The following is a 13,783-nucleotide window of genomic DNA, read 5'->3' on the forward strand; positions in this document are numbered from 1 at the left end:
GGGACTAAACCGATCCCTCGCGGTGATAAGGATGCCCGGCAATGATGCTGGACGCCCGCCATAGCTGCTCAGCCAGCATGGCCCGCGCCAACATATGCGGCCAAGTCGCATTGCCGAAGCCAAGCAACAGATCGGCCGCTGCCCGCAATGCGGGGTCATGCCCGTCTGCAGCTCCGATAAAAAAGCGCGTTTCGCGCACGCCATCGTTGCGCCAACCCTCTAGCGTGTGGGCCAACTGGATTGACGTAAGCTGTTTCCCGCGCTCATCGAGCACTACGGATCGAACCGGGTTTGCGGTGGGTGCCGGGACGGTACCGCCTCTATCGGGCAGTTCGGTCACTTTTAATCCCCAGGATATGCGCTTTGCGTAGCGTTCGACCAAATCTGCCTCAGGAGACCGGCCAATTTTTCCGCGCGCAATGATATGAAGTAGCATGCAGCATTGATATGCTCCGGTGCGGATACGGCAAGCAACATTACGCGCAGAGGCCCCCTTTGCCCGAGCCGCGTGCGCCCGCTTACCCGGCGCCCTTGTCGCTAAACGCCCACATGCGCTCAAGATTGTAAAAGCTTCGCACTTCGGGGCGGAACACATGGACGACGACATCGCCTGCATCGACTAAAACCCAGTCTGCCGCTGGCAAACCTTCGATGCGCGAATGTCCAAAGCCGCCGTGCTTGATCCGCTCTGCCAACTTCTGGGCCATTGTCGCGACTTGCCGCGTCGATCGACCCGAAGCGATCACCATGAAATCGGCAATCGAACTTTTGCCATCAAGGGGAATGGAAATGACATCCATTGCCTGATCATCGTCTAGCGATTGCAGCACAAGCTCGTGGAGCGAGGCCGGGACGGCCTGCGGTGATATGTCGGCAACGACCGGCACCGTTTGAACGATTGTCATATGCGAAAGGTGAACTCCAAAAATTGTTTTTGCATGAGGATATTTCGTTCTTTGCGCCCTGGGGCGACGAAGTTTTGCAAGAGAAAAGTTACAAGTTCAAAGCCCATCCGGACCGATTACACGATTTGTCAGCATGTCACGTTGATGCTGGCCCGAAAATCGGTGCTGCCAATGAGGATCAGAAGCCCGGATTTCCGTGGCTGACCTCTCATCAGGGTCGAATCGCAAGATGGTCAGCGCCGGGGCGCTCCGCTTTGCACCGTTCAGTTCCAAACCGTGCCACCGGCGCCAGCGACGCAGCCAAGCCATAGCGGGACTCGCCATCGCGGCGCGATCATAACCCGGGCGGGCGATTACCGCAATCGGCATCTCGCGCGCGATAGATCGCCAGCCGCGCCAGCGATGGAATTGCGCCAGATTGTCACTGCCCATCAACCAGACGAAGTGCTTTTTAGGATATCGGCCTTTGAGTTTGCGCAAAGTATCGAGGGTAAATCGCGTGCCCATTTGCTCCTCGATTGCTGTGACCCGGATTGGCGCGCAGCGAGCCAATTTGCGTGCCGAGGAAACCCGCGCACCAATCGGTGCCATACCCTCTGCGGACTTGAGCACATTGCCAGGGGAAACCAGCCACCAGACCTCATCAAGTCCCAGCGCATCAAGCGCAAAGAGGCTGATCCGCCGATGCGCGCCGTGCGCCGGATTGAAACTGCCTCCGAGCAGGCCGATCAATGAAGGTCTGGCGATCAACCTGCCAGATCTTGCTCAGAAAGAGATAAATTATTGATTTTAATGTTAAAAATCCCAAGCCTCGAAAGCAGACCTTATGGCCGTACTTGGCCTGTGCCGCGCACGAACCATTTGTATGTCGTCAGTCCTTCAAGCGCTACAGGTCCGCGCGCATGGAGCCGACCTGTCGCAATGCCGATTTCGGCACCCAAGCCGAATTCGCCGCCATCAGCAAACTGGCTCGATGCATTGTGCATCACAATGGCGCTATCCACTTCTGCTAGGAAACGTTCCGCCGCCATTTGATCCGACGTAACGATCGCATCGGTATGGCCTGAGCCATGGCGAGCGATATGCGCCATGGCCGCATCAAGCCCATCCACCACTGCCACAGCCAGGACCGCATCAAGATATTCAGTATCCCAATCATTATCGGCAACGGGCTGGATCCTAGTATCAATCGAGCGCGCGCGCGCATCACCTCGCAGTTCGCAACCTGCATCGAGCAGCGGCAAGACAAGGCCATGCGGATCAGGATAAGTTGCATCGATCAATAGGGTTTCCATAGCGCCACAAATGCCGGTTCGCCGCATCTTGGCGTTGAGTGCGATGGCGCTGGCCATCGTAGGGTCGGCGGTGCGCTCAACGAAGGTGTGGTTTATCCCATCGAGGTGCGCCAGGACGGGCACCCGCGCATCGGCTTGTACTCGCCCGACGAGGCTTTTCCCGCCGCGCGGAACGATCATGTCAATCAACTCAGCCGCCGCCAACATAGCACCCACAGCAGCACGATCCTGAGTTGGCACCAGTTGCACAGCCTCGGCGGGCACGCCGCCTTGGGCAAGCCCTTCCGCCAGCGCGGCATGAATCGCGCGGTTTGAATGAACCGCCTCTGACCCGCCGCGCAACAACACCGCATTGCCCGAGCGCACGCAGAGCGCTGCGGCATCGGCGGTGACGTTGGGACGGCTCTCATAAATGATCCCAATCAAGCCGATCGGCACACGAACCCGCTGCAGCTCCATTCCATTCGGCCGAACGCTGGAATCGATCACACGTCCAACAGGATCATCAAGAACTGCAATCTGCTCCAAAGCATCCGCCATTGCCTCCAGACGCTGCGGGTCTAAGCGCAATCGATCAATCATGGCGCCGGAAAGGCCATTGTTTTCACCATTGGCAACATCAAGTGCATTGCCAGCCAAAATCTCTGGCGCAGCCTGCCGTAAGGCTTTTGCGGCCGACTTAAGCGCGGCTTCTTTGGCGGGCGCGGACATGCAGGCCAGCGCCCGCTGCGCCATGCGTCCAGCGCGGGCAAGGCGCTCGACAACTTCGGTTGCAGATTCGGCGGCGGGTTGAGCGATCATCGACATGAAGATTTACATATCATCTAATGTTGGAGATGTCAGCCGCGGCGGCGAAGGGCGAGTCGTAACGTCGGGTTAATCCTTGGCAGGGCCTGCTGAATCGTCCTGAAAGCTAATCCCTATTTACCCTCTTCACCATTCACCGAAGAAGTAGCACGCTTCGCCTCGCGTTGAAGCCAGGCGATTCGACCGCGCAGCGTAGCCCCGATAGGCGATCACCTCCGGATGCGCGAAAAGCCGTCATGGATGGGGATCGGTATTCTACCTGCAACAACGCCTAGAAAGCCCGGAGCAAAAATGCGGCAGGGGCTTTGGACTCGCGTGCAAAGTTGGTTCCCTGAGCGCGAGTTCTTCATGCGTGCTAGCGGGCAAATGCGCTTTATCCGTATTTCCAGCACTTTTCAGATACGGGCAGCCGGGGCAATCGCAACAGCATGTGCGATCTGGCTGGCCATGGTGCTATGGATGCTCATATCAGGGCTGATAGGTGCTCATGACAGAACTGCTCTGCTGGAGCGTGAGGCAGCAGTTGCTTCGGCTGAGAGCCGCGTGGCCAAGTATCGCGGCGGTCTGGGCGCGGTAGCCGCCGATCTTGCGAAGCGTCAGGACTTCATTGAGAAAAGCGTGCAAGGAGCGATTGGTCCGCTTCCTAGAGATTTGCCCCGTGGAACGGTATCCGACAGCCGCGAGGAGGCCGGCAAGACCGTGCGCAAGATCTCGCTGGTTTTGCCCGAAGCTGCAGGGCTCGCCAGGTTAGAGGCCCGCCAACTCGTCTTTGTTGAGCAACTTACTCGTTATGCAGATGCAAGGGCTCTGCGTGCTGAGGCAGCGATGCGGCGCGTAGGTCTTAATCCCGCGCTGATAGTGGCGCAGGACCGCAGGGCCATGGGCGGCCCGTTGGTCCGACTGCTGACCGGCCCGGGCGATACAATTGACCCGCGGTTTGCCCGGCTGGGAGCCAGCCTTGCGCGTTTGAACGCCATGATGCAGGGTCTAGCCAGCATTCCGAACACGCTTCCTGCCGGCCTCCAATTCATTTCCAGTGGCTTCGGCTTCCGGACCGATCCGTTTACTGGGGGAAGCGCGTTTCATGCCGGGCTCGATTTTCGCGGCCCGATCGGCACGCCAATTTATGCTGCAGCAGCAGGAACAGTGAGCTTCACCGGCGTGAAACAAGGCTATGGCAGTTGTCTTGAGATAAGCCATGCCAATGGCTTGCTGACTCGCTACGCTCATTTATCACGAATTGGTGTCGGCGTCGGTCAAAGAGTTATTGCCGGCAGCGCAATCGGTGCCATCGGCAACACAGGGCGATCCACTGGTCCGCACTTGCATTTTGAAGTACGGATTGGTGATCGTGCGGTCGATCCACGCCCATTTCTCGAAGCGCCCGTTCTGGAGTCAAAATCACATGTTTTCCAAGAAACCCGAGCCATGGGCACCCGCCCCGGCGCGTCAGGCAGCGACGAATAACGCCGTGGCATCGACCTTTTCCGTTCTCGGCGCAGACTTGGCGATTAAGGGCGACATTACGGCCAGCGCAGATCTGCATATTGACGGGCATGTTCAAGGCGACATTACTTGCGCCACGTTGGTGCAAGGCGAGTCAAGCGTTATCGACGGCTCCATCAAGGCACAATCTGCATGCCTTTCAGGCACGGTGCATGGCGGCATTGAAGTCGCGCAGCTGTCCATCCTGAAAAGCGCCCGCATTCACGGCGACGTCTCTTATGAGTCCGTAACAATCGAACAGGGCGCACATGTTGAGGGACGCCTTAACCATGGTCTCACAATGTCTGATGGTGAGACAACACTTACCTTGGTCGGCTAAACGAGCTCAACTATCTGAGCGCCCTTCCGCACGACGTGCTTCCAACCAAGCTTGGGCCTCAGCTTCCTGCGCAGCTGCTGAGCTGGCCTTGATCTGGGCATCACGCTCAGCCCGTAGTTCCTCTATGAGCGCATCGCGTTCTGTACCGAGCCGCAAGTCACGTGCGCCTTGGTCTTCTTCAATGCCCGCGCGTTTCGCCGCTTTGGCGACTAAACCATCGAGTTCACGCTGCGAGCACAGGCCAAGTGTAACGGGATCCTTGGGATTGATATTGGAGATGTTCCAGTGGCTGCGATCGCGAATCGCAGCGATTGTGTTGCGTGTGGTTCCGATCAGTTTGCCAATCTGCGCATCCGAAATCTCGGGGTGATTGCGCAGGATCCAGGCTATCCCGTCGGGCTTATCCTGCCGCTTTGAAACTGGCGTGTAGCGCGGCCCCTTGGTGCGGCTGACCGATATCGGCGCCCGCTGCATTCTAAGGGCATAGCTTGGGCTGGCCTGCCCGCGCTCGATCTCTGCCTGCGTTAGTTCGCCAGAGTGTACCGGATCACGGCCAGTGTATTTGGCACCCGCCAGATCATCGGCCATGGCTTGGACCTCAAGAATGTGTAATCCACAGAAGCCAGCAATCTGCTCAAAAGTCAGCGCGGTATTGTCGACAAGCCAAGACGCTGTTGCGTGAGGCATCAATGGGTACGTGGGCTGGTTGCTCACGAGCACTCTCCGGGTAAGCTGAAACAACAAGGGCCGCACCTTGCGGAGCGGCCACGAGCCTAACGCTTAGGGTACAGGCTGCGTGGCGACAAGCCTATTCGCGCACGATTAAGCCGCTTTCGCGCCAAATCGTCGCAAAAGCAGAGGGCTTCGCTCGCTTACCGACCCACCGCTAGGACAATTTTGCCTATGTGCGTGCCTGCTTCCATGCGGCTATGCGCTGCTGCTGCCTGCGCCAACGGAAATGCCTGATCCATCACCGGCCGCAGTTTTCGTTCTGTGACAAGCGGCCAGACGTTCTGGTGAATCTCATCAGCCAGCATCTCTTTAAAGTCATTCGGTCGCGGTCGCAGAGTCGATCCGGTCATGGTCAGGCGGCGGCGCATGATCTCCGCCATATTGATTTCGGCGCGTACCCCGCCTTGGACTGCAATCGTCACATGGCGGCCATCGTCGGCAAGGCACTTGAGGTTCCTGGCTACATAAGCGCCGGCAACCATGTCGAGCACGAGGTTCACGCCAGCCCCATGAGTGATGCGGGCAACCTCTTCGACAAAATCGCTAGCCTTATAGTCGATTGCATGATCGGCCCCGATCGTCATGGCCGCGGCACATTTTTCGGATCCCCCGCAGGTAACAATAACGTTCAGGCCAAACAATTTCCCCAAAAGGATCGCCATCGTGCCAATGCCGCTTGTGCCGCCATGCACAAGGATCGTTTCACCCTCGCATGCCCAGCCTCGTTCAAAGACATTGTGCCAGACGGTAAACAGTGTTTCCGGAAGCGCGGCGGCCTCGTCCATTGCGTAACCGGCAGGAACCGGCAGGCAATGACCAGCCTCCGCAAGGCAATATTCGGCATAACCGCCGCCGTTTACCAAAGCGCAGACCATTTGCCCCTTCACGAGGCCGGTAACCCCCGCACCCGTCGCAACAATCTGTCCTGAAACTTCAAGTCCAGGGATAGGAGACGCGCCAGGTGGTGGTGGATAGAACCCGAGGCGCTGGATAACATCAGGCCGATTGACCCCGGCAAAAGCAACGCGGACGAGGACCTGCCCGGCCATTGGCGCTGGTACAGGGATCGTTTGGAGTTGCAAAACTTCGGGCCCGCCGGGGGCGTCAATTCCTATCGCGCTCATCGCGGCTGGTACCGGCTGCATAGCCATGCCCCCTGATCTGAATGCCCAGACTGTTGTTTGCATGCCGCCCCCAATTCAGCCCTAAAGAGCGCCCTACCGACGCGGCCGGTTGACAGCAAGGCTCAACCGGTCACTATATAGCTTGAAATGGAACTTGATGATCGAGCGCGCCCTTTAGGCGACTTTGTCAGCCAGCTGACAGCCGAATCGCTCGATCGTTATTCTCAAGCCGAGCTCGCCGAGCGGATTACGATCCTGGAAGGCGAGATCACTCGCATCAAGGCCCACCAGAACCGTGTTTTGGCCCATCGCCTCGCGGCAGAGGCATTGTTCAAACCCGATGCACGCAGCGGCGCTGACCGATGAGTGAGATCGCCCTTCACAGATCAGGGCTTCACGTAGCGAGCAAGCGTCCCCATATCCGTTTCCTGACGACCGATCCCATATCTACATCGGCGCTTCCCTCTTACGCTCATTTAGCTCAGGTTAAGCATAAGCGTGTTTACTTCCCGTAAGGGACCCTCCCTTGGCCGTTGCCTCGGCGGCCAACCAGAAAGACGAATCATGCCAAGTTTCGCTCAGAGTCTTGAAAAGACGCTCCACACCGCTCTCAGCAATGCATCAGAGCGCAGCCATGAGTATGCCACGCTTGAGCATCTTTTGCTGGCTTTGATTGATGATCCCGATGCTGCGCAAGTGATGCAGGCCTGCGGCGTTGATCTTGGAGACCTTGGCGACGTCGTGCGTCAATATCTCGATCAAGAGTATCAGTCGCTGAAAACGAAGGACAAAGCGGATCCGCAACCCACCGCCGGATTTCAGCGGGTCATTCAGCGTGCCATACTTCATGTGCAGTCGTCCGGTAAAGACACGGTGACGGGCGCCAATGTCCTTGTAGCTTTGTTCTCAGAGCGCGATTCTTATGCAGTTTACTTCCTCCAGCAGCAGGACATGAGCCGTCTTGATGCGGTGAGTTTCATCAGCCACGGCATCGGCAAAGGCGGCCGTCAGGTTGAAAGCCGCAATCCCAAGGGTGCTGAAGAAACACAGCCTCAGACGGAGGAAAAGGCGGAGAGCAAAGGCGCAAAGAAAGATTCTGCGCTTGACCAGTTCTGCGTCAATCTGAATGAAAAGGCGCTAGCAGGAAAAGTTGATCCTCTTATCGGGCGCGGCCCTGAAGTTGATCGCACGATCCAGATATTGTGCCGCCGCTCGAAGAACAACCCGCTCTATGTCGGCGATCCCGGCGTCGGCAAGACTGCGATTGCCGAGGGACTCGCCCGCAAGATCGTAGAAGGTGAGGTCCCCGAGGTCCTCGCGCCAGCGGTAATATACTCGCTTGACATGGGCGCGTTGCTGGCTGGAACCCGCTACCGTGGCGATTTCGAGGAGCGGCTCAAGCAAGTCGTTAACGAGCTTGAGAAAATGCCAGACGCGATCCTGTTCATTGACGAGATTCATACGGTTATCGGTGCTGGTGCGACGAGTGGTGGTGCAATGGATGCGTCGAACCTGCTCAAGCCTGCCCTCTCTGGCGGCACGATCCGCTGCATCGGTTCGACCACCTACAAGGAGTTTCGCAATCACTTTGAAAAAGATCGCGCACTGCTACGCCGCTTTCAGAAGATCGACGTCAACGAGCCTACGATTGAGGATACGATCAAGATCCTCAAAGGGCTTCGTACCGCTTTTGAAGAGCACCATAAGGTCAAGTATACACCCGATGCGATCAAGACCGCGGTGGAGCTTTCGGCGCGCTACATCAACGACAGAAAACTGCCAGACAAAGCGATCGACGTGATCGATGAAGTAGGTGCCATGCAAATGCTGGTGCCGCCTTCAAAGCGAAAAAAGATCATTACCGCACGCGAAATCGAACAAGTCATTGCGACAATGGCTCGTATCCCCGCCAAATCGGTTTCGAGCGATGACAAAAAAGTGCTTGAGCATCTTGACCGCGACTTGAAGCGGCTCGTCTTTGGACAGGATCAGGCGATCGAGGTTTTGGCGAGTGCGATGAAGCTGAGCCGCGCCGGCTTGCGCGATCCCGACAAGCCGATTGGTTCATTCCTGTTTTCTGGACCAACCGGCGTAGGCAAGACCGAAGTCGCTCGCAGTTTGGCCCAGATCATGGGAATTCCGCTGCAGCGCTTCGACATGTCGGAATACATGGAGCGGCATTCCATAAGCCGCCTGATCGGAGCGCCTCCGGGTTATGTCGGGTTTGATCAAGGCGGATTGCTTACAGATGCGATTGATCAGCAACCGCATTGCGTGTTGCTTCTCGACGAGATTGAGAAGGCGCACCCAGATCTCTTCAACATCTTGTTGCAGGTGATGGATAATGGCCGACTCACTGACCACCATGGCAAGACAGTTGATTTCCGCAATGTGGTACTGGTCATGACGACCAACGCCGGCGCTTCGGACATGGCGCGCAACGGGATCGGTTTTGGGGACGTGTCCAAGGCCGATGCTGGCGACGAGGCAGTCAAGAAGATGTTCAGCCCCGAGTTCCGCAACCGCATCGATGCGATTGTCCCGTTTGCGTACCTGCCTCCTGAAGTTGTCAGCCGCGTAGTCGACAAATTCATTCTGCAGCTTGAGCTGCAGTTGGCGGAGCAGAATGTCCATATCCAGTTCGACAGCGATGCGAGAGCATGGCTTGGCAAGCAAGGCTACGACAGGCTTTATGGTGCAAGGCCGATGGCCCGCTTGATCCAAGAAAAGGTAAAGAAGCCGCTCGCGGAGGAATTGCTCTTCGGCAAGCTCGCTACCGGCGGAGAAGTGCATGTCAGCCTCAAGCTTGAGGAAGGCAAGGAGACAGCGCTCTCTTTTGAGCTGACACCTGCAGCTCCCAAACTGATCAAGAAGAAGGCCAAACGCGGCAAAGCCAGCGGCAATACTGCTGCTGAGCCAAACACTGACGAAGCCTGATACCGCGCTGGGAACGGCGCTTCGTCGGATTGCAACCGGCGAAGCGCCTAGTCTGATTGCGATGCACCCGGGCCAAGGTCGATGCCATGCACGGCTATGACCGGCCCCGCCGCCAGTTCGCGGTCGCTCTCGCAGCACTGGCAGGATATGTCGATGCGGTGGGATACCTATCGGCGAGTGGCTATTTCGTCTCGTTCATGTCAGGCAACACGTCCCGCCTTGGCGTCATGCTTGGCACAGACGCGATAGGCGCTTGGCCGCCCTCCCTTCTCATTGCGGGGTTTGTCGGCGGGGTGACCAGCGGCGCCTTGATCGCGCATCGTGCCGAACGGCATTCCAAGCCTGCAGTCCTCGCGCTGGTCACTTCGCTATTGCTCGGCGCTGCCGCCGCACGAATGCAAAGTGCACCGATCATGATGCTGGCGGCGCTGGTGATCGCGATGGGTGCGATCAACAATACCTTCCAGCGCGGCGGCGAAGTGGCCATTGGCATCACTTACATGACAGGCGCGCTCGTGCGGATCGGCCAGAGTCTGGCGCATCGGCTTTCTGGCCAGCCTGACCCAAGCTGGCGATCCTGGGCTTCACTGTGGGGCGGTCTGCTGGCAGGGGCGGTGTCCGGAGCTACCCTTCAGAGCCGCATGCCTTTGGGCTGCTTATGGATTGCTGTAGCTTGGAGCGCGGCGATGATTGTTGTTGCGCTCAATCTCCCGGAGGAAGCCTGAGAAGTTTCTCGCGTGATGCCGCGCCGCGTGATACTTTCATCATCGAAGGCGCAACACCAAGCGCAGCGGCAATCAGGGCGACAACTGCGGGGCCGAGAGAAGATCAGCCTTCGGCCGGGCCAAGCAAAGCCTGCTTGTGAGCCTGAGCATTCAAGACATAGTGCGTCACGCCATGCCGCATACCTTCCAGCGCTGCGTCATTAAGATCCCGCATGAATGCTGCAGGCCGTCCACCCCAAAGCTGGCGCTCGGCAATTCGTTTGCCCGGCGTAAGTAGCGCACCGGCCGCCAGCATGCCATCGCTCTCGATAACGCAGCCGTTCATGACAGTAGCGGACAAGCCAACGAATCCTCGATCGTGAACGATGCAACCATGCATCATCGCCATGTGTCCGACGAGCACGTCATCACCGATTAGGGTTGGGAAACCTTTAGGATAGCGGGGATCGGGACTGTCGCAGTGTATCACTGTGCCATCCTGAATATTGGTCCGCGCCCCGATCACGATACGGTTCACATCACCGCGAAGCACACAATTGTACCAGATCGAAGCCTCAGGACCAATTTCAACGTCACCGATGATACGGCAGCCCGGCGCAATGAACGCGCTTTCATGGATACGCGGAGATTTGCCATGGATTGTCGCGATAGTGACGTCTTGGTGCATTATACTTCCCTCAAGCCGACAAATCAGATGCGGGCCGATGGATACGGGAGAGAATGTGCGGGCGTAGCGGGTCACCTTCCGGCACTTCGGGACGGTTAAAGTCCTCTAGCGGCTGCCGCTTCATCCCCAGTCGCTCCATCAGGCCCCAACTGCGCATGTTGGCTACATTGGTCATCGCCATGATGCTTGGAACCTCAAGATTTGTCCACGACCAAGTCAGCGAAGCTTCCGCCGCCTCCCGCGCATATCCCAAACCCCAAGCATGGCGTGCCAGACGCCAGCCAACCTCATGCTCATAAGTTGGCGAGTGAGGCGGAAGTATACCGCAAAAGCCGATAAAATCCTGCTCGACCTTGCGCTCCAAAGTCCAGAACGGTTCGCCATCCGCATCTTGCCAAGCCTGAAGACATAGGCGCGGGGTTTCAATCATGCGCCAAGCAAACGCGCTGCGTGGAACGCATGGTAACTCAGCACCCCCGAGCAGCCAGCACGCTTGAACGCCAATAATGTTTCGAGAACCAACCCATCGCGATCGCCCGCCCCTGCCGCCACCGCCGCCTCAATCATCGCGTACTCGCCGCTGACTTGGTAGGCAAACACTGGCACCTGAAAGGTCTGCTTCACGCGGACCGCAATATCGAGATAAGGCAACCCTGGCTTGACCATGATGCTGTCCGAACCTTCGGCTAGATCAAGCTCCACCTCACGCAGCGCTTCTTCTGCGTTGCCCGGGTCCATTTGATAAGTTTTCTTGTTGCCTTTCAGCAGCCCGCTCGAACCAACCGCGTCGCGAAACGGACCATAAAACGCGGAGGCATACTTGGCAGCATAAGACATGATCTGGACATTGACGTGGCCATGGCCTTCTAACGCCTCACGGATCGCGGTGATCCGACCGTCCATCATGTCAGAAGGCGCGATGATATCTGCGCCAGCGGCTGCCTGATTCAAGCTTTGCCCAACCAGCACATCGACAGTAGCATCATTGAGCACGTAACCCGCCTCATCGATCAGGCCGTCCTGTCCATGGCTGGTATAAGGGTCAAGCGCGACATCGGTCAGTACGCCAATGTCATCGCCGCACGCATCTTTTATAGCCTTGATTGCGCGGCACATGAGATTATCCGGATTTAGCGCTTCGGCGCCATCCTCACTGCGGCGCTCTGGCTGGGTATTTGGAAACAGGGCCAGCGCCGGAATGCCTGCCGCGACGGCATCTTTCGCACGCTTCACGATACCATCGACCGACCACCTGGAAACGCCGGGAAGCGAGGCGATGGGATCTTCGATGCCACTCCCGCCAGTAACAAACAATGGCCAGATGAGGTCGGCCGGGGTCACTAACACTTCACGGTGAAGAGAACGGCTCCAGGAATGGGCGCGCGTGCGACGCAAGCGAAGCATGGGATAGTTTGCGGTCATGCACAGTGTATAAGGCAGGTGTGCGCCTCCGGGCAACTCCTAGCGGGTCGGAAAGGACGCGAGCAGTGGCACGCTAGTGAAGCGGTAGCGTCAGTTATCTCCGGCCAGCGGATGACCATGATTGATCGGAAGCCGCAGCAGAGCTTCAAATCCACCTTTGGAACGATTGCGATAATCCAAGCGTCCACCATGCTGACCCGCGAACTTATCGACGATCGCAAGTCCCGACCCGACGTTACCAGTGCTCGCGCGGGCTTGGTCCACACGCGCGAAAGGGCGGCACAATTCATCGAGAGCATCCACAGTTGCGCCAGTGAAACGCGCCGGGTCTGCCGGAAGCGTTTGGTTGTGAGTCACGCTGCCATATCGATGTTGTCCGCGGCAGCATAATATTGATCTTCGGCTTCGGCAGGCGGGATGTTGCCGATCGGCTCCAGCAGCCGGCGATGGTTGAACCAGTCTACCCATTCGAGCGTGGCGTATTCGACGGCTTCAAAGCTGCGCCACGGCCCGCGCCTGTCAATCACTTCGGCCTTGTAGAGGCCGTTGATCGTTTCGGCCAAAGCGTTGTCGTAGCTGTCGCCGACACTGCCAACCGAGGGTTCGATCCCAGCTTCGGCGAGGCGCTCGGTGTACTTGTTGGACACGTGTTGCGAACCGCGATCGCTATGATGGATGAGCCCGCCCCGATGGGTCGGCTGCCGATCGTGAAGCGCTTGCTCCAGGGCGTCGAGCACGAAGCTGGCATGGGCCGTCCTGTTGGTTCGCCAACCGACGAGCCGATCTGCCGCGTCCTGCCGATCGCCCCATCCACCTATCACGAGCGCGTCGCGCAGCAACAGGATCCGACCCGCCTGTCAACGCGGGCACGGCAGGATGTGGCCCTGAAGCCGGAGATCGCGCGCGTGTTCGCCGAGAACTTCGCGGTCTACGGCGTGCGCAACGTATGGCGGCAGATGATGCGGGAGGGCGTGTCAGTAGCCCGCTGTACCGTCGCGCGGTTGATGCGTGAGATGGGCTTGGCAGGGGTGATCCGCGGCAAGCGGGTGCGTACGACCATCAGCGACAAGTCGGCCCCGTGCCCGCTCGATCGCGTCAACCGCCAGTTCTACGCGCCAGCGCCGAACCGGCTCTGGGTGTCGGACTTCACCCATGTCGCCACTTGGGCAGGGTTCGTCTACGTCGCCTTCGTCATCGATACCTACGCCAGGCGGATCGTCGGTTGGCGAACCAACAGGACGGCCCATGCCAGCTTCGTGCTCGACGCCCTGGAGCAAGCGCTTCACGATCGGCAGCCGACCCATCGGGGCGGGCTCATCCATCATAGCGATCGCGGTTCGCAAC

At 58.3% G+C, this 13,783-nt stretch carries 15 protein-coding genes and 2 pseudogenes; 6 read left to right on the forward strand and 11 right to left on the reverse strand.

The window, feature by feature from the left end:
• Positions 1–4: 4 nt before the first annotated feature.
• The 4 genes from Q0O40_RS05705 to Q0O40_RS05720 form a co-directional block, all read right to left on the reverse strand.
• Positions 5–436, reverse strand: coding sequence for a 23S rRNA (pseudouridine(1915)-N(3))-methyltransferase RlmH (locus Q0O40_RS05705; protein WP_295527331.1), 432 nt, complete (start codon positions 434–436; stop codon positions 5–7).
• Between the two features lie 82 nt (positions 437–518).
• On the reverse strand, positions 519–905 hold the full coding sequence (gene rsfS / locus Q0O40_RS05710) for a ribosome silencing factor (protein WP_295527334.1): 387 nt from the start codon (positions 903–905) through the stop codon (positions 519–521).
• Positions 906–1,001: 96 nt separating this feature from the next.
• Positions 1,002–1,655: a nicotinate-nucleotide adenylyltransferase gene (locus tag Q0O40_RS05715; protein WP_295527337.1), complete on the reverse strand. Its 654-nt coding sequence runs from the start codon at positions 1,653–1,655 to the stop codon at positions 1,002–1,004.
• 74 nt (positions 1,656–1,729) lie between these two features.
• Positions 1,730–3,001 carry a glutamate-5-semialdehyde dehydrogenase gene (locus Q0O40_RS05720; RefSeq protein WP_295527340.1) on the reverse strand — a complete coding sequence of 424 codons (1,272 nt, stop codon included), beginning with the start codon at positions 2,999–3,001 and terminating at the stop codon, positions 1,730–1,732.
• A 225-nt stretch (positions 3,002–3,226) separates the two neighbouring features.
• On the opposite strand from Q0O40_RS05720, the gene Q0O40_RS05725 reads away from it, so the two are divergent.
• Together Q0O40_RS05725 and Q0O40_RS05730 are read left to right on the forward strand one after the other, a co-directional pair.
• Complete coding sequence (locus Q0O40_RS05725) at positions 3,227–4,474, forward strand: M23 family metallopeptidase (RefSeq protein ID WP_367183717.1); 1,248 nt, start codon at positions 3,227–3,229, stop codon at positions 4,472–4,474.
• 4 nt (positions 4,475–4,478) lie between these two features.
• Positions 4,479–4,832: a polymer-forming cytoskeletal protein gene (locus tag Q0O40_RS05730; protein WP_295527344.1), complete on the forward strand. Its 354-nt coding sequence runs from the start codon at positions 4,479–4,481 to the stop codon at positions 4,830–4,832.
• A 6-nt stretch (positions 4,833–4,838) separates the two neighbouring features.
• On the opposite strand, the gene Q0O40_RS05735 is transcribed toward Q0O40_RS05730, so the two are convergent.
• Together Q0O40_RS05735 and Q0O40_RS05740 are read right to left on the reverse strand one after the other, a co-directional pair.
• Positions 4,839–5,546, reverse strand: a complete 708-nt coding sequence (locus Q0O40_RS05735) for a DUF1013 domain-containing protein (protein ID WP_295527347.1) — start codon at positions 5,544–5,546, stop codon at positions 4,839–4,841.
• A gap of 158 nt (positions 5,547–5,704) precedes the next feature.
• The gene (locus Q0O40_RS05740; protein WP_295527350.1) at positions 5,705–6,715 is read right to left on the reverse strand and encodes an NAD(P)H-quinone oxidoreductase; all 1,011 of its coding nucleotides are present in this window, start codon (positions 6,713–6,715) and stop codon (positions 5,705–5,707) included.
• Positions 6,716–6,835: 120 nt separating this feature from the next.
• Between Q0O40_RS05740 and Q0O40_RS05745 the strand changes: the two genes are divergently transcribed.
• The 3 genes from Q0O40_RS05745 to Q0O40_RS05755 all read left to right on the forward strand — a co-directional run bounded on the left by Q0O40_RS05745 (position 6,836) and on the right by Q0O40_RS05755 (position 10,350).
• Positions 6,836–7,054 carry a DUF1192 domain-containing protein gene (locus Q0O40_RS05745; protein ID WP_295527352.1) on the forward strand — a complete coding sequence of 73 codons (219 nt, stop codon included), beginning with the start codon at positions 6,836–6,838 and terminating at the stop codon, positions 7,052–7,054.
• Positions 7,055–7,252: 198 nt separating this feature from the next.
• On the forward strand, positions 7,253–9,625 hold the full coding sequence (gene clpA / locus Q0O40_RS05750) for an ATP-dependent Clp protease ATP-binding subunit ClpA (RefSeq protein ID WP_295527354.1): 2,373 nt from the start codon (positions 7,253–7,255) through the stop codon (positions 9,623–9,625).
• Between the two features lie 56 nt (positions 9,626–9,681).
• Positions 9,682–10,350: a YoaK family protein gene (locus tag Q0O40_RS05755; RefSeq protein WP_295527356.1), complete on the forward strand. Its 669-nt coding sequence runs from the start codon at positions 9,682–9,684 to the stop codon at positions 10,348–10,350.
• Positions 10,351–10,453: 103 nt separating this feature from the next.
• On the opposite strand, the gene Q0O40_RS05760 is transcribed toward Q0O40_RS05755, so the two are convergent.
• The 5 genes and pseudogenes from Q0O40_RS05760 to Q0O40_RS05775 all read right to left on the reverse strand — a co-directional run.
• Positions 10,454–11,017: a gamma carbonic anhydrase family protein gene (locus Q0O40_RS05760; protein WP_295527359.1), complete on the reverse strand. Its 564-nt coding sequence runs from the start codon at positions 11,015–11,017 to the stop codon at positions 10,454–10,456.
• Positions 11,018–11,027: 10 nt separating this feature from the next.
• Entirely contained in the window at positions 11,028–11,447 is a 420-nt protein-coding gene (locus Q0O40_RS05765; RefSeq protein ID WP_295527361.1) for a GNAT family N-acetyltransferase, read from the reverse strand.
• Positions 11,444–12,439 (reverse strand): porphobilinogen synthase, encoded by a 996-nt coding sequence (gene hemB / locus Q0O40_RS05770; protein WP_295527362.1) that lies wholly within the window; start codon positions 12,437–12,439, stop codon positions 11,444–11,446. The genes Q0O40_RS05765 and hemB overlap by 4 nt, the downstream gene beginning before the upstream one ends.
• Positions 12,440–12,529: 90 nt before the next feature.
• The gene (locus tag Q0O40_RS15860; RefSeq protein ID WP_367183718.1) at positions 12,530–12,907 is read right to left on the reverse strand and encodes an ATP-binding protein; all 378 of its coding nucleotides are present in this window, start codon (positions 12,905–12,907) and stop codon (positions 12,530–12,532) included.
• Positions 12,793–13,227: pseudogene (locus tag Q0O40_RS05775) on the reverse strand (DDE-type integrase/transposase/recombinase); the annotation flags it as partial. The gene Q0O40_RS15860 and the pseudogene Q0O40_RS05775, both read right to left, overlap by 115 nt.
• Between Q0O40_RS05775 and Q0O40_RS05780 the strand changes: the two are divergent.
• A pseudogene (locus Q0O40_RS05780) lies at positions 13,216–13,783 on the forward strand (IS3 family transposase); the annotation flags it as partial. The pseudogenes Q0O40_RS05775 and Q0O40_RS05780 sit on opposite strands and share 12 nt — an antisense overlap.

The organism is Novosphingobium sp. Chol11, from assembly GCF_945870625.1.
Lineage (GTDB): Bacteria > Pseudomonadota > Alphaproteobacteria > Sphingomonadales > Sphingomonadaceae > Novosphingobium.

Bases quoted from the DNA above. Each gene is read 5' to 3' on its own strand.
- Q0O40_RS05745 (WP_295527352.1), top strand. From the start codon at position 6,836: ATGGAACTTGATGATCGAGCGCGCCCTTTAGGCGACTTTGTCAGCCAG.
- rsfS (WP_295527334.1), bottom strand. From the start codon at position 905: ATGACAATCGTTCAAACGGTGCCGGTCGTTGCCGACATATCACCGCAG.
- Q0O40_RS15860 (WP_367183718.1), bottom strand. From the start codon at position 12,907: ATGGGTAGACTGGTTCAACCATCGCCGGCTGCTGGAGCCGATCGGCAA.
- Q0O40_RS05760 (WP_295527359.1), bottom strand. From the start codon at position 11,017: ATGCACCAAGACGTCACTATCGCGACAATCCATGGCAAATCTCCGCGT.
- Q0O40_RS05765 (WP_295527361.1), bottom strand. From the start codon at position 11,447: ATGATTGAAACCCCGCGCCTATGTCTTCAGGCTTGGCAAGATGCGGAT.
- Q0O40_RS05740 (WP_295527350.1), bottom strand. From the start codon at position 6,715: ATGGCTATGCAGCCGGTACCAGCCGCGATGAGCGCGATAGGAATTGAC.
- Q0O40_RS05705 (WP_295527331.1), bottom strand. From the start codon at position 436: ATGCTACTTCATATCATTGCGCGCGGAAAAATTGGCCGGTCTCCTGAG.
- hemB (WP_295527362.1), bottom strand. From the start codon at position 12,439: ATGACCGCAAACTATCCCATGCTTCGCTTGCGTCGCACGCGCGCCCAT.
- clpA (WP_295527354.1), top strand. From the start codon at position 7,253: ATGCCAAGTTTCGCTCAGAGTCTTGAAAAGACGCTCCACACCGCTCTC.
- Q0O40_RS05725 (WP_367183717.1), top strand. From the start codon at position 3,227: ATGCGCGAAAAGCCGTCATGGATGGGGATCGGTATTCTACCTGCAACA.
- Q0O40_RS05720 (WP_295527340.1), bottom strand. From the start codon at position 3,001: ATGATCGCTCAACCCGCCGCCGAATCTGCAACCGAAGTTGTCGAGCGC.